Origin of the sequence: Neisseria musculi (assembly GCF_014297595.2) — a bacterium.
Classification (GTDB): Bacteria; Pseudomonadota; Gammaproteobacteria; order Burkholderiales; family Neisseriaceae; genus Neisseria; species Neisseria musculi.
In genome coordinates, this window is record NZ_CP060414.2 from 1,255,771 (window position 1) to 1,268,579 (window position 12,809).

The window sequence follows — 12,809 nt, forward strand, 5'->3', positions numbered from 1 at the left end:
TGCCTTAGAAATTGTTTTTTAGCACAAACTTTGGCATGATAATAACAGTATGCAGCAATGCATACCGTACTTTCAAACCATTAGGAGCTTAAACATGAAAAAAACCGTATTGGCCGTATTAACCGCCATGACTTTATTGTCTGCCTGCAACACCGTATCGGGCTTCGGCAAAGATGTATCCAAAGCCGGCGACAAACTTGAGCAAACTGCCGACCGCCACGGCCACTAATTTAATTGCACCCAATATCTCCACCCCCGCAACCGCTGTTACTGCGGGGGTGTTTTGCAAACCGAAAGTACGAACATGAAAGCATTCACGCAAATTACCGCATTGGTTGCCCCGCTTGACCGCGCCAATGTTGATACCGATGCCATTATCCCCAAACAATTTTTAAAATCCATCAAGCGCAGCGGCTTCGGCCCCAATGCTTTTGATGAATGGCGCTATCTCGACCACGGCGAGCCGGGCATGGATAACAGCAAACGCCCGCTCAACCCCGATTTTCCGCTCAATCAGCCGCGCTACCAAGGCGCACAAATCCTACTCACCCGCAAAAACTTTGGCTGCGGTTCATCACGCGAACACGCCCCGTGGGCTCTTGATGATTACGGCTTCCGCGCCGTTATCGCTCCCAGCTTTGCCGACATTTTCTTCAACAATTGCTACAAAAACGGCCTGCTGCCGATTGTGCTGGGCGAAGAAGCAGTCGACCAACTGTTTAAAGAAGTGGAAGCCAACGAAGGCTACCGTTTGGCCATTGATTTGGAAACGCAGACTCTCACCACACCGAGCGGCCAAACATTCACTTTCGACATTACCGAACACCGCAAACACTGCCTGTTAAACGGCCTTGACGAAATCGGCCTGACCCTGCAGCACACCGATGAAATCAAGGCGTTTGAAGAGCAACGCAAAGCCTCGCAACCGTGGCTGTTTCATGTTTGACTGTTCAAATAAAACGCACAGGTTGGTGTTTTCAAATAGTGTGCCATACCCATACTTAACCTTGATATTTTTTACCTAAAATCAGATGCTTGTGATAAGATTGCGCATGATGACATAAGCTTTCGTGATGCTTTGTGAATTTTACAGAAGCATCAGGCCGTCTGAAAAACTGATGTTTCAGACGGCCTGTTCCAATCTTGGCTTTTACTTTTTATTGCCAATCTGCTCACATTTTCCCGTTGTATTCTGAGCCCGTGCAGAAACGGCATCTTGACATCGATAAGCCTCACCGACACTGTTCATCCACAATGCCAAGGTATAACCATTATTTGCTTTGGGCGTAATCACCAAGTTATAGCGCAGGCTGTTTTGATCAGGCATCACTGCTGTGATTTCATAGCGAGCTTCCAGCTCTGGATCCCTAAACAACCCTGAAGCTCTTTTTTGCAAATCTGTTTGGCTGGACAATGACCCCGGAGTGCTGACACGTTCGGTTTTAATATTGTTATTGATATCCAACAATTCTGCCTGGGCATCGGTTAAATGCCCGCGCTCGATATAGCGGCTATATGAAGGGTAAGCTATCCCGGCAATTATGCCGATAATCGCCACCGCAACCATCAATTCAACCAAGGTAAAACCTTGTATTTTCTGTTTTGATTTCATATTTCCCCTATTTTCCCGCTGCCACATAAGACTGTAAAATCACAACAGTGTTTCTGTTTTTACCCCATGCTTTAGCCGTTACGCGGTAGATTTCCGAACCGTCAGGCTGCTGGCTGATATATTCAATAATATAACGGGAAGGTTGCGCAGCTTCTCTGGCTGCGAATATTCCGCTGCTGTTATCTATACATGATTCGGTTTTGGATTTTCCACAGGTAGCGCGCTCCCAAGCAGGATTCGTGCCTACATTACACAGAGCGTTTTCGCAATCTTCTGTGAACTGGCTTGCATCAAGATCATCGTCAGCAATTCTTTTCTCACCTGTCCGCAATGCGGCTTCAGCCAATGCTGTAGCAAATTTGTGATCTGCATCGTTGGTGCTGATACGCTGCTCGGTGTTATAAGACTGGGTTACGCTTACTACCAAAAAAGCCACTACAATCATTACCATCAATACAATAAACAGTGAAAAGCCCTGTTGTGCCGATTTGGGTTTAAAAGTTACGAAAGGCTGCGGTTGGCGCATGTGTTTCCTCCCCTTATTGCTGCATCAATATTATAGATTTGCACGGCATTGCCGGCTCCACCTGTCAAACTGATACGGACAAATGCAGGAATATGATTCAAACTATTAGAATATTGAAATTTTTCCGTGTTTCCTTCCCCATCGGGGCAGTCATTCACATAAATATATCTGAACGTTGCACTTGTAACGCTGTTTACCAACAGCTGGGGGTTGCCCCATGTATTGTTCCCATTCAACTGGAAACGGAATAAACCTGTTTGACCGCCGACAGAGCCGGTTACATAGGCATGTACGGCATAACGCAATACAGAAATTTCATTGTCTCGGGCTGTTGCCGAACCCAATGCAACTTTTGCTGCTGCGATGTTGGCCGGTTTGGTATTATTTGCCGGCCGAACCAAAGTGTCGCAGGTACTGAGCACCAACTGATCACCATTCTCAGGATTATCTGCCCCATAAAGAAAAACCAAAGCATCCGATGTGGCGGTAAAATTTGCCGCATTAAAATCGCTCCTATTGATTGTTCTTACCGCCCCTGAATTGCCCGCTGTATTATCCAGTTTGAAAGCATTTGATTGTGATGTTGCGGTATTATTATCGCGGATGGTCCGGCTATTGCTTTCCGCCATATTGAAACACCCAAAACCACCTGCCATACGGGCATCACGCACCACCATATTGGCGGCATTGCGCACATCCTGTTGCGTATTCATACGGCTGTCGGCAGCACTATTCAGCTGGCGGGCGGTGAAATAACCTTTGCTCACTGCCACCAATACAATCATGCTTAATGCACTGGCCACCAAAAACTCTATCAGGCTGAAACCCTTAATGCTTTGCGCACCCGTAATAGGCGGATAATATTTTTTGTTTTTCATATTTCGTTCTTTGATTGGGTTAATCCGGCACACGCGCTTGGTAAGTGTAAACGATATTGCTGTTATAGCTTTTTACGGCAGGAGCAACATCAGCCTGCTCCGAATCTATCTGCCACAACACTTTAACCATCAACGGCCCACTGTTTTTACAATTTGCATCCACATTGCCGTTTGAGTCGATTTCCATCTCGTCCACCCCGCGGCATATGGCATATCGAACCTCTGCATTGGGCAGAGCCGATCCCAATGCACTTTCAAAACTACGGATTTGCTCATCAACCAACTCGCTTTTAGTCAATTGGGGCGGATTACCGGCATTTGCCCCGCCTGGGTTGTTGCCGCCTGCAACATTGCCCTTTATGGTTTGTATTCCGTTTTTCATATAGGCATCATAGCTTTTATTCACCCAACCGGTATCGCCGGATGCTGCCGACAAAGTCGGATTAATCTGCATTCCCTCCATCAAATTCTGCACGGCTTGGGCAACAATGGTTTGGCTTTCGGCTTCGCGCACGCCGGATACGGTGCGCAACTGGGTGGCCAGCAAGGCCAGCACACCGACGGCCAATACAAACATCGCCACCAACACCTCAACCAGCGTCATGCCGCCTTGGCGTTGTTTCAGACGGCCCGATTCCTGCTGCGCCGAGGCGGCAACATCTGTTTTCAAATGGTTCGGATATAGGATGCGGTGCATATTTTCCCCACACTGTTTTTTCATTGACATTTACTTTATCTTGGGTATAAGTCGGGCTTTCAGACGGCCTAAAATGGTTTGGTTGCCATATGGCTGCCGTTTTCAATAGCAAAATTTATTCGTCTTTATATTTGCATAATTTGGCAATCGTGCCCGTTACGCTGCTGTCGCATTTTTGCACTCTGCCGCCGCTGTCTATCACCAAAATCGAAGCCCGTGCAGCTTTGGTTCTATCGTCTTTTGCTGCAGCATCGGTAATGGAAATTTTAACAAACCCGCTGCCGATGCTGAATGTGCTGCCGGCTCCCGCATTAGCGGCATGGCCGAATGTGCCGTTAGGATAAAACGCCCATATGAGATTGCTGCCCGGCTGCTTTGCACCGCTAAAACTATAAATATTGAACTGATAACGGGTTCGCTGTTCATCTTTGGCATTTAGAATAACGGTACGCAGATCAACATCGGTATTGCGTGTGTAACTGCCGTTTTTATCGGTATCGGCAAATGCCACCATGCCTTGGCCTTCATATGTGGCTTTGCAGTAATTGTCAGGATTGCCGTCCACTTTGATTTGGGCGGGGCAAACATAAACCGGCAGATTCAAACGGACGGCTTCGCTGCGTGCGAAGCGCAGAAGATTGGCCACCTGCTCCGCCTGGCTTGCGGCACGGCGGGAGGCTATCCATTGACTCATATTGGGGAAAGCTATTGCGGCCATAATTGCCGCGATGGCAATCACGATTAACAGCTCGGTTAAGGTAAAACCTTGGTATTTTGAACGCATGAGCAAACCTGGAGACGTTGTTTGGGTAATGTGTTTTATCAAATATTCAGTCTGTTTTCAGACGGCCTGAAATAAAACCGGTTCAATCATGCGCGGAAATACCGTAAAAAACACCCGCAGCCGAACCACGGGCATTTCATCTGCAATTGCACAGGCATGCCCCCTGTTTATCCAGCCCTGCTCTTTGGCAGTTTTGTTTATTTTCGTTGTCCATTGTAAACGATAACGTAGCTGCATACCTAATAAAATATGAAATGCGCTTAGCTTGGCGCGGAAATCTGTATCAATCTTCCATCATTGCAGCATCCGGCACATAGGTAGAATTTTCAAACTTGGTAAACTGGCCGATAAAAGTGAGATATACCCTGCCGGTGGGGCCGTTGCGGTGTTTGCCGATGATACATTCCGCCAAGCCTTTAAGCTGGGTTTCTGCGTTGTAGTATTCATCGCGGTACATAAACATAATCAGGTCGGCATCTTGCTCTATGGCCCCCGATTCACGCAAATCGGACATCATCGGGCGTTTGTCGGTGCGCTGCTCCACCGAGCGGCTCAACTGGGACAATGCAATAACCGGCACCCGCAGCTCTTTGGCCAAAGCCTTGAGTGAGCGTGAAATTTCGCCCAGCTCTGATGCGCGGTTGTCGCTGCGTCCCGATCCTGCCATCAATTGAAGATAATCGATCACTATCAAACCGAGTTTGCCGTTGAACTGGCGGGCAAGGCGGCGGGCGCGGGCGCGCAGCTCGAGCGCGGTCAGCCCCGGCGTTTCATCAATAAATATCGGCGAATCCGAAAGTTTGACCACCGCATTATTCAGACGGCTCCAGTGTTCATCTTCCAAACGACCGGTTTTGAGAACGTGCTGGTCGAGCCTGCCCACTGATCCGAGCATACGCATCACCAACTGTGCGCCGCCCATTTCCATAGAAAACACGGCCACGGGCAGTTTGGATTCCACCGCCACATGTTCGGCAATATTGATGGAAAACGCGGTTTTACCCATAGACGGCCGGCCGGCCACGATAATCAAATCACCCGGCTGTAAACCTGAGGTTTTTTTGTCTAAATCAATAAAGCCGGTGGCTATGCCGGTTACTTCATCGGGATTATCGCGCGAATAAAGCATATCGATACGCTCGACCACCTCTTTCAAAAGCGCAGGCATTTCTAAAAAGCCCTGTTTGGATTTGGCCGTGCTCTCGGCGATTTGAAAAACTTTGTTTTCGGCTTCATCGAGAAGCTGCCCGGCATCGCGGCCTTGCGGGTTATAGGCGCTGCGGGCGATTTCAGTGCCCACTTCGGCAAGCTGGCGCATAACCGAACGCTCCCGCACAATTTCGGCATAGCGGCGGATATTGGCAGCCGAAGGTGTATTTTGCGCCAGCGTAATCAGATAGTTGAACCCGCCGGCCGCCTCCAGCTCCTCGTTGCGCTCCAAAGCCTCCTGCACGGTAATCACATCAGCAGGACGGCTTTCGTTAATCAGGTTGGCGATGCTGCGGAAAATCAGCCGATGTTCGTGGCGGTAGAAATCTTCAGAGGCAACCACATCAGCGATTCGATCCCAAGCGGCATTTTCAAGCAGCAGGCCGCCCAACACCGACTGCTCCGCCTCCATAGAATGCGGCGGCAGCGATAATGCGCTCACTTCACGGTCTTCAGACGGCATCATATCGATGTAATCGTTCATGGGATCTGCCTTAGTGTATATTGGGGAAAGCCGCTTATTATAACCGAAGCCCAAACACAGCGGCCTGTAAGCATTCAAAACAAAAAAGAGAAAACGGCGGCATTGAAGCGCCCCGGAAAATTAGACACCATCTCCAACTTATGAGGCACAATTCAAGCGGCAGGGTTTCTTCGCTATAACGGCCAAGCAATGCTATACTCACGCCCGTTTAAACCGATTTAAAAAAGGAAGCATTATGGCTGATTTCAACAAAATCCTCCCTCCCGGCAACGTGGATGGCGGCATGGTCAATGTTGTGAACGAAATTCCCGCAGGCAACAACCACAAAATCGAATGGAACCGAAAATTAGGGGCGTTCCAATTAGACCGCGTAGAGCCTGCCATATTCGCCAAACCCACCAACTACGGCTTTATCCCGCAAACCCTTGATGAAGACGGTGATGAACTGGATGTTTTGCTGATTACCGAGCAACCTTTGGCTACCGGCGTGTTTCTAGAAGCAAAAATCATCGGCGTAATGAAATTTGTTGATGACGGCGAAGTTGACGACAAAATCGTGTGCGTGCCCGCCGATGACCGCAACAACGGCAATGCTTACAACAGCTTGGCTGATTTGCCGCAACAGCTGATCAAGCAAATCGAGTTTCACTTCAACCATTATAAAGCCCTGAAAAAACCCGGCTCAACCAAAGTGGGGCACTGGGGCGATATAGAAGAGGCTAAAGCGGTGATCAAAGAATCTATTGAGCGTTGGAACAAACAAGCTTAACCCCCTCATAACCCATCAATAGATCAGCGCATTTCAATGCAAAACCGAAAACTTCGGGCAGCCAACAGCAGGAAGCCGGTTCGGCTGCCGCTGTCGGCGGGGTTTACCAAACCGTTCTCCCAGGATCAAAACCCGCAGCACTGCAACGGAATAAACGCCCCCCCTGCCCCAACAAGCGCCGCAAAAAAACTACAAGATACCCAATGATTCGGGTATCTTGTTTCAAACAGATAAACTGCCGATATAACAGTTAGAGGCCGTCTGAAAAATATATCCCCCTTCAAAAGAGTGTGCCGGCCAATTCCTGCCGCATTTTATCAATAACGGCCTGATAGTCGGCCTGACCAAAAATTGCAGAGCCGGCCACAAACGTATCTGCACCTGCAGCGGCAACAGCAGCAATATTGTCCGTTTTGATACCGCCGTCCACCTCAAGCGCAACTTTCCTGCCGCTCTCGCCTTTATATATATCGAGACAATCACGCACCTGACGGATTTTCACCAATGTTTGCGGAATAAAACTCTGCCCGCCAAAACCGGGATTAACCGACATCAGCAGCACCATATCAAGCCTGTCCAACACATTTTCCAACACATAAACCGGTGTAGCCGGGTTTAGCACCAAACCTGCCTGACAGCCCAAATCTTTAATCAAACTCAGGCTGCGGTCGATATGGCGGCTCGCTTCGGGGTGAAACGTGATGATGTCTGCCCCGGCTTCGGCAAACGACCGGATCAGATCATCCACCGGCTCCACCATCAGATGTACATCTACCGGCACGGTAGTATAAGGTTTAAGTGCCGCACACACCATCGGCCCGAAGGTAAGGTTGGGCACATAATGGTTATCCATCACATCGAAATGGATAAGGTCGGCGCCCGCTTCGGTAACGCGTTTCACTTCCTCCCCCAAACGGGCGAAATCCGCAGATAAAATACTCGGAGCAATACGGAACTGTTGCACGATTGGTTTTCCTTTAAGTTTTTTCGTTTCAGACGGCCTCTGATTGAAAAAGTTCAAATCACGCCGATTACAATATTATTGATTTTAATATACTGTTTTAAAAATAAATTTTCAATAAAATTTTATTGTCATTAACAAATATTATCTGAAATAATACCGCGCTTCACAAACATATCCGCTAGTATTTTACAAATATTGAATTTGGGAAAACAATATGCTTACCACAATAAAGTTTAACCCGTTGTTACAGGCCGCCCTAGGCGGCTGCCTGCTGGTTTTCGGAACAAGCCATGCCTATGCATCGCCAATGCTCCGCTTGGACAACTTCCATCCCAATTGCGATGTACGCCCGCTGAATTTGAGCCATGCACAAATCAATGAGTTGCGCAGCATCCGTAAAGAATACAAGAAAGCCATTGAAAAAGCCTCCCGCAAAGAAGAGCGCGTCAGTAAAAACCGCCGCCGCGATATTATCAAAATCCTTTCCAGCGATAAATTCAATGCCGATGATTCACGCGATTACATAGAAAGCCGCTATCTCGCCAGTATGGATTTTGCAGTTGACGAATTGGCCATCCAACACCGTTTCTACAAGCTGCTCACGCCATTGCAACGGCAACATTGGCTGAACACCTGCCTGAGATGAATTTACCAACAAACCAAACACGCCCGCAAATCATTAAAGGCCGTCTGAAAATCTAAACTAGAGTCAACATTAAAACAAAACAAGTATATATCCTTCTATATACAAGGCACCAAGCCGCAAAGAATAGAAGCAATGCGTCAGGAAGCTCAATCTCGCCATGATTTTAAAATGGGCTATATCTAAATTTAGCATTAAAACAGGCTTAATTCGCATCATGCTTAAAGATCGGGGCTGTACTAGATAACTAGGGAAATTTAACTTCAGGTTAGAATAATCCCTATGAGAAAAAGTCGTTTAAGTCAGTACAAGCAAAACAAACTGATTGAACTATTTGTTGCAGGTGTTACCGCCCGCACAGCGGCGCAATTAGTTAGCGTCAATAAAAATACCGCTGCCTATTACTTCCACCGTTTGCGCTTACTTATCTATCACAACAGCCCGCATCTGGAAATGCTTGATGGTGAAGTAGAAGTTGATGAAAGCTATTTTGGCGGACAACGCAAAGGCAAACGTGGTCGCGGTGCGGCTGGCAAAGTGGCTGTATTCGGGCTTTTGAAGCGTAATGGTAAGGTTTACACCGTTGCCGTACCCAATACACAAACTGCGACTTTATTGCCAATTATCCGCGAGCAAGTGAAGCCTGATAGCATTGTTTATACCGATTGTTACAAAAGTTATGACGTTCTTGATGTGAGCGAATTTTCACATTTTCGGATCAATCACAGCACACATTTTGCTGAGCGACAAAATCACATTAACGGAATTGAGAACTTTTGGAACCAAGCAAAACGCCATTTACGCAAGTTTAACGGCATTCCCAAAGAGCATTTTGAACTGTATTTGAAAGAGTGTGAATGGCGTTTTAACAACAGTGAGATAAAATTTCAAATTTCTATTTTAAAACAATTAGTAAAGCAGGATTTGTTCTAGTTATCTAGGACAGCCCCAAAATTATTTTATTGTGGCGGATTAAAGTTGAAGCGGATAGCGTATTACCCATTTTGCCGTGTTGAGCCCTGCTGTACTGCATCGGTTGAAATGCAATCCGCTCCGTTATTGCTGGCATACCAAACAATCCACGGCTGAAGCTTTTGCCCAATCCAAAAAACATCACAAGAAGTTTATTTGCCGTTATTCCCGCCTGTGCAGGAATCTAAACGCTTGGCATTCCACAGCCGTTGGCTTAATCCATACTTCAATATTTTCATCTGTATTCCCGTTTGGGCATAACGGTATTTCTGCCTTTCAGACAGCATGAAGATATTTTTCAAAGACTTCCGGCTGGCTTGTTGGAAATATGCGGCCGGCCGAATTCTGAACAGAGAGGGGAGGGGCTGTCGACAACTGCCCCGCGTTTCATTTCATTCATGCCGCCGGCCACGCGCTTTCAGACGGCCGTGGTTGATGCACTCCGTTCGGTAAACCGAAGTAAAAAAGCTGCCGTTTTAAACGGGGATGGCGTAATTTTATGTTAATCAGACGGTAGCCGGTGATTTTAAGTGCTTATAATACGGCACGTTTTGATGCATTTCCCGATATGGCGAATCCGCTTGAAAACAATCACCGTGCCGGCAGGCGATCTCAAAGCCTCCAAAGGCATGGCAGAGCTGGCAGCCATGTTCAAGCAGAAAAACATCACCTTCGCGCAAACCGAATTCGCCGCCAACGTCCCGCAAGCCGAACAGAACGCTGCCGTTGATGCCCTGCTGAAACAAGGCAATCCGCACAACTTCATCATCTTTACCAAAGGCACCACCCTTCCGGCCGGCGCGGATGCCAACAGCAAAGCTGGCGAGCATATGTATTCGTTCGACTACTCCTACCTGCTCGAATCCGCACGCGACTGGCTGTTTCAGCAGGTGAAAAAATAACAGCGGAAACGTTGGTATAGATAAAGCAAGACAGTGTATCGAAGCATCAACGCTGCTTGTATCCAATTGGCAACAAACCAAACCGTGCCCTGCTTTTGCAGGGTATTTTTGTATTCGGCATTGTTTATCGCGCCGGATCGGCAGGCTGTGTGCCCAATGGTTGCTTTGATGTGGTGTTTGACTGGTTCTGCAGCCCCTTGCTTTTTGATACAGGAGATGCAATGAGTGGGTTTTGCAGACATCTTGGTTCGGGTGACTTCGGCGCTACTGTTCTTAAACGGAGCAAAACCGATAAACCAGATGCAGAACCGACAGTATAAAGCGGCGCGAACTTTGGCACCTTTTCGGGGCATCTTTGACACCAAGCCAACCGCAACTATCAGTCAGAACTTTGGCACCATACCAGCGAGGCACGTTAATCAAACTTAAAAATCATATTATCCTCATACCCCACCTTTTTGGCTATCTCGGTTATCAATTTAACTGAAGTTACCCCATCAAACACCGTCCATTCGATGGGCCGGTATTGCTCTAAAAAATCCAGATAATCCATAAGCTCGCTGCGTGTGCTGCTGAAGAACACGAAAGGCGGGCGTACCAAGCGCATAAGCTGAAGAAACCGAACCATGCCGAAGTAGTGCTTGTTGGCATACATGCCCTGCATGGTCGATACATACGGCGGGTCGAGTACCAGCAGAGTTCGCGGCTTGTCGATATACTGCGGCACCAGGGTTTGAAACGGTTGGGAAACAATCTCTAGTCCCCTTAAGTAATCTTGCGCATCGGGATAATCGCTGCGGCGGATGCCGTTATACATATGCTTGTCGAAAAACTCGGCCATGGTGCCGGCCTGATTGCTGCTGAGCAGCAGCCACGAACGCAGGCAGTTTAGGTCTTTGTAGCCGTTGAAATTCCGAATAGCGGCGACAACCCGGGACTGGGTCGGTTTGTCCAAATGTTTATCGCGGGGATAATCGGCCAATACGGCGGCGAGTGTCTGCCGCAGGCGGTTGGTGTCGGGGATATGGCGCAAACGTTCGGTGTAGCCGTCAAAGTCGTTATAGACAACGCGGGCGGCGGGTTTGGTGTGTTTGGCAACATGCGCCGGCAGGACGCTGCCGCCGAATGCGTCCACGATAGTCCAGCCCGCACCGTCGGCGGGGGATAGGGTTCAAGGCCGTCTGAAAGGCTTTGACAAAGTTGCGTTTCTGCCCGACAAAGGGCAAGAGGGCTTTGGTGTAATGGGTCATAGACAGCAGGCGCTCGCGGCGCTCTGCCTTATCGGTCAATCAGAATGTGGTGATGAGTTTTTCAGCGATCCAACATGCGATTTGCGGCACAACGGCGTTTCCGGCAGCCCGAGCTTCTGCAAAGTCGGCCGCATCCAGTCCTTTGCAAAGCCCATTATCTGCAACCGTTCGCCCCCGCTCAACCATCGCACCCCGTCCGTCGGCAACAGTGCAGATGTTGCTACCCGAGATGTCGATATTCGTCCCGCCGGGGAAGCCTGCAAGTAAAGTTGGGTGTGCGTCCGCCCAGGGGCTATCTGCTGCCGCCTTGCCGGCCGGTCGGTCAGCTGGTCCGGCGTCAGCCATAAACTCAATGGGGGGCATTTCTCCCAATCCGGCACCAGGAATACGCGGCGGCGTTTCGTGGGGACTCCGAAATAGCGAGCATCGAGCACGCGCCGGTATCCCAAATACCCGCATTGGGCAAGGGACTGGACAACTGTTTGAAAGTCTTGGCCACTGTTGCTATTGAGCAGCCCCGTGACGTTTTCAAGCACCAGCCGGCGGGGCTTGAGGGCGGAAACGATGCGCATTGCGTCGAAAAACAGGCCCGTGCGCTCTCCGGCAAGGCCCGCGCCTTTTTCCTGCGGTGGATACGTCTTGGCAGGGAAATCCGCCGATGATGACGTCAGTGCGCCACAACTCGGGCAGGCAGGTACGGACATCGGTGAATTGTTTGGCGTGCGGGAATCGGTCGGCGAGCACGGCGCGTGGCACGTCGGCAATCTCGACCTGCCAGTCGGTTGTGAATCCTGCCTGCTCGAATCTGAGATCGAAGCCGCCGATGCCGGCAAACAGGCTGCCGACGGTGGGTTTTGACGGTGCTTTTGCATCCATATTTTCCTTTCGTACGGCATTCGGCGATGCTCTAGTCTGAAAATACGGCGCTCTGAGCACTCTGTGAAATAATCAGTTAAATGTGTTGATGGTTTTGCAATGGCGGCATTTGATTTCTACTTGGCCGCAACCTTTTGCCAACAATTTATGGCAGATTTTGCAACGTAATTCGCGGTATTCCATATCGCATTTACTCCGTTTGTTATAAACTGCCCCGCTTTATCACACAGCGGAGCCTAACCT

18 protein-coding genes are annotated in these 12,809 nt (G+C 48.9%); 7 read left to right on the forward strand and 11 right to left on the reverse strand.

The annotated features are described in order from the left end of the window. Positions 1 to 94: 94 nt before the first annotated feature. Both H7A79_RS06625 and leuD read left to right on the forward strand, forming a co-directional pair. Entirely contained in the window at positions 95 to 229 is a 135-nt protein-coding gene (locus H7A79_RS06625; protein ID WP_135037165.1) for an entericidin A/B family lipoprotein, read from the forward strand. 75 nt (positions 230 to 304) lie between these two features. Then, the gene (leuD, locus tag H7A79_RS06630; protein WP_187001450.1) at positions 305 to 946 is read left to right on the forward strand and encodes a 3-isopropylmalate dehydratase small subunit; all 642 of its coding nucleotides are present in this window, start codon (positions 305 to 307) and stop codon (positions 944 to 946) included. Between the two features lie 204 nt (positions 947 to 1,150). Here leuD and H7A79_RS06635 read toward each other — a convergent pair whose 3' ends face one another. The 6 genes from H7A79_RS06635 to dnaB all read right to left on the reverse strand — a co-directional run bounded on the left by H7A79_RS06635 (position 1,151) and on the right by dnaB (position 6,190). Continuing rightward, complete coding sequence (locus tag H7A79_RS06635; RefSeq protein WP_135037160.1) at positions 1,151 to 1,612, reverse strand: PilX family type IV pilin; 462 nt, start codon at positions 1,610 to 1,612, stop codon at positions 1,151 to 1,153. A gap of 7 nt (positions 1,613 to 1,619) precedes the next feature. After that, positions 1,620 to 2,138 (reverse strand): pilus assembly PilX family protein, encoded by a 519-nt coding sequence (locus tag H7A79_RS06640; RefSeq protein ID WP_187001451.1) that lies wholly within the window; start codon positions 2,136 to 2,138, stop codon positions 1,620 to 1,622. Beyond that, positions 2,114 to 3,016, reverse strand: coding sequence for a PilW family protein (locus tag H7A79_RS06645; RefSeq protein WP_187001452.1), 903 nt, complete (start codon positions 3,014 to 3,016; stop codon positions 2,114 to 2,116). The genes H7A79_RS06640 and H7A79_RS06645 overlap by 25 nt, the downstream gene beginning before the upstream one ends. 19 nt (positions 3,017 to 3,035) lie before the next feature. Continuing rightward, a complete protein-coding gene (gene pilV, locus H7A79_RS06650) occupies positions 3,036 to 3,743 on the reverse strand; it encodes a type IV pilus modification protein PilV (RefSeq protein ID WP_194198396.1) in 708 nt (235 codons plus the stop codon). An 85-nt stretch (positions 3,744 to 3,828) separates the two neighbouring features. Further along, complete coding sequence (locus H7A79_RS06655) at positions 3,829 to 4,497, reverse strand: GspH/FimT family pseudopilin (protein WP_187001454.1); 669 nt, start codon at positions 4,495 to 4,497, stop codon at positions 3,829 to 3,831. A gap of 283 nt (positions 4,498 to 4,780) precedes the next feature. Continuing rightward, the gene (dnaB, locus tag H7A79_RS06660; protein WP_135037149.1) at positions 4,781 to 6,190 is read right to left on the reverse strand and encodes a replicative DNA helicase; all 1,410 of its coding nucleotides are present in this window, start codon (positions 6,188 to 6,190) and stop codon (positions 4,781 to 4,783) included. 235 nt (positions 6,191 to 6,425) lie between these two features. Here dnaB and H7A79_RS06665 point away from each other — a divergent pair, with 235 nt between their 5' ends. Next, positions 6,426 to 6,959 carry an inorganic diphosphatase gene (locus H7A79_RS06665; RefSeq protein ID WP_187001455.1) on the forward strand — a complete coding sequence of 178 codons (534 nt, stop codon included), beginning with the start codon at positions 6,426 to 6,428 and terminating at the stop codon, positions 6,957 to 6,959. 280 nt (positions 6,960 to 7,239) lie between these two features. Here H7A79_RS06665 and rpe read toward each other — a convergent pair whose 3' ends face one another. Further along, positions 7,240 to 7,926, reverse strand: coding sequence for a ribulose-phosphate 3-epimerase (rpe, locus tag H7A79_RS06670; protein WP_167743178.1), 687 nt, complete (start codon positions 7,924 to 7,926; stop codon positions 7,240 to 7,242). 211 nt (positions 7,927 to 8,137) lie between these two features. On the opposite strand from rpe, the gene H7A79_RS06675 reads away from it, so the two are divergent. The 4 genes from H7A79_RS06675 to H7A79_RS06690 all read left to right on the forward strand — a co-directional run bounded on the left by H7A79_RS06675 (position 8,138) and on the right by H7A79_RS06690 (position 10,760). Beyond that, on the forward strand, positions 8,138 to 8,569 hold the full coding sequence (locus H7A79_RS06675) for a Spy/CpxP family protein refolding chaperone (protein WP_187001456.1): 432 nt from the start codon (positions 8,138 to 8,140) through the stop codon (positions 8,567 to 8,569). A 279-nt stretch (positions 8,570 to 8,848) separates the two neighbouring features. Further along, on the forward strand, positions 8,849 to 9,499 hold the full coding sequence (locus H7A79_RS06680) for an IS1595 family transposase (protein ID WP_186999880.1): 651 nt from the start codon (positions 8,849 to 8,851) through the stop codon (positions 9,497 to 9,499). A 620-nt stretch (positions 9,500 to 10,119) separates the two neighbouring features. Then, entirely contained in the window at positions 10,120 to 10,440 is a 321-nt protein-coding gene (locus tag H7A79_RS06685; RefSeq protein WP_187000874.1) for a hypothetical protein, read from the forward strand. A gap of 56 nt (positions 10,441 to 10,496) precedes the next feature. Further along, positions 10,497 to 10,760 (forward strand): hypothetical protein, encoded by a 264-nt coding sequence (locus tag H7A79_RS06690; RefSeq protein ID WP_135037661.1) that lies wholly within the window; start codon positions 10,497 to 10,499, stop codon positions 10,758 to 10,760. A 95-nt stretch (positions 10,761 to 10,855) separates the two neighbouring features. Here the strand turns inward: H7A79_RS06690 and H7A79_RS06695 are convergent, their stop codons facing one another. From H7A79_RS06695 to H7A79_RS06710, 4 genes are all read right to left on the reverse strand, one after another. Next, the gene (locus tag H7A79_RS06695) at positions 10,856 to 11,575 is read right to left on the reverse strand and encodes a DNA adenine methylase (protein ID WP_246408020.1); all 720 of its coding nucleotides are present in this window, start codon (positions 11,573 to 11,575) and stop codon (positions 10,856 to 10,858) included. 150 nt (positions 11,576 to 11,725) lie between these two features. Continuing rightward, on the reverse strand, positions 11,726 to 12,262 hold the full coding sequence (locus H7A79_RS06700) for a DNA cytosine methyltransferase (RefSeq protein WP_246408022.1): 537 nt from the start codon (positions 12,260 to 12,262) through the stop codon (positions 11,726 to 11,728). Then, positions 12,219 to 12,566, reverse strand: coding sequence for a DNA cytosine methyltransferase (locus H7A79_RS06705; RefSeq protein WP_246408024.1), 348 nt, complete (start codon positions 12,564 to 12,566; stop codon positions 12,219 to 12,221). Before H7A79_RS06705 ends, H7A79_RS06700 begins: the two co-directional genes overlap by 44 nt. A 72-nt stretch (positions 12,567 to 12,638) precedes the next feature. After that, positions 12,639 to 12,749, reverse strand: a complete 111-nt coding sequence (locus tag H7A79_RS06710) for a Com family DNA-binding transcriptional regulator (RefSeq protein ID WP_187000875.1) — start codon at positions 12,747 to 12,749, stop codon at positions 12,639 to 12,641. Positions 12,750 to 12,809: the final 60 nt, after the last annotated feature.

Coding starts and splice junctions, on each gene's coding strand:
- H7A79_RS06700 (WP_246408022.1), bottom strand. CDS start 12,262: ATGCGCATCGTTTCCGCCCTCAAGCCCCGCCGGCTGGTGCTTGAAAAC.
- H7A79_RS06635 (WP_135037160.1), bottom strand. CDS start 1,612: ATGAAATCAAAACAGAAAATACAAGGTTTTACCTTGGTTGAATTGATG.
- H7A79_RS06710 (WP_187000875.1), bottom strand. CDS start 12,749: ATGGAATACCGCGAATTACGTTGCAAAATCTGCCATAAATTGTTGGCA.
- H7A79_RS06680 (WP_186999880.1), top strand. CDS start 8,849: ATGAGAAAAAGTCGTTTAAGTCAGTACAAGCAAAACAAACTGATTGAA.
- H7A79_RS06625 (WP_135037165.1), top strand. CDS start 95: ATGAAAAAAACCGTATTGGCCGTATTAACCGCCATGACTTTATTGTCT.
- pilV (WP_194198396.1), bottom strand. CDS start 3,743: ATGTCAATGAAAAAACAGTGTGGGGAAAATATGCACCGCATCCTATAT.
- H7A79_RS06705 (WP_246408024.1), bottom strand. CDS start 12,566: ATGGATGCAAAAGCACCGTCAAAACCCACCGTCGGCAGCCTGTTTGCC.
- dnaB (WP_135037149.1), bottom strand. CDS start 6,190: ATGAACGATTACATCGATATGATGCCGTCTGAAGACCGTGAAGTGAGC.
- H7A79_RS06675 (WP_187001456.1), top strand. CDS start 8,138: ATGCTTACCACAATAAAGTTTAACCCGTTGTTACAGGCCGCCCTAGGC.
- H7A79_RS06655 (WP_187001454.1), bottom strand. CDS start 4,497: ATGCGTTCAAAATACCAAGGTTTTACCTTAACCGAGCTGTTAATCGTG.
- H7A79_RS06645 (WP_187001452.1), bottom strand. CDS start 3,016: ATGAAAAACAAAAAATATTATCCGCCTATTACGGGTGCGCAAAGCATT.
- H7A79_RS06640 (WP_187001451.1), bottom strand. CDS start 2,138: ATGCGCCAACCGCAGCCTTTCGTAACTTTTAAACCCAAATCGGCACAA.
- leuD (WP_187001450.1), top strand. CDS start 305: ATGAAAGCATTCACGCAAATTACCGCATTGGTTGCCCCGCTTGACCGC.
- H7A79_RS06665 (WP_187001455.1), top strand. CDS start 6,426: ATGGCTGATTTCAACAAAATCCTCCCTCCCGGCAACGTGGATGGCGGC.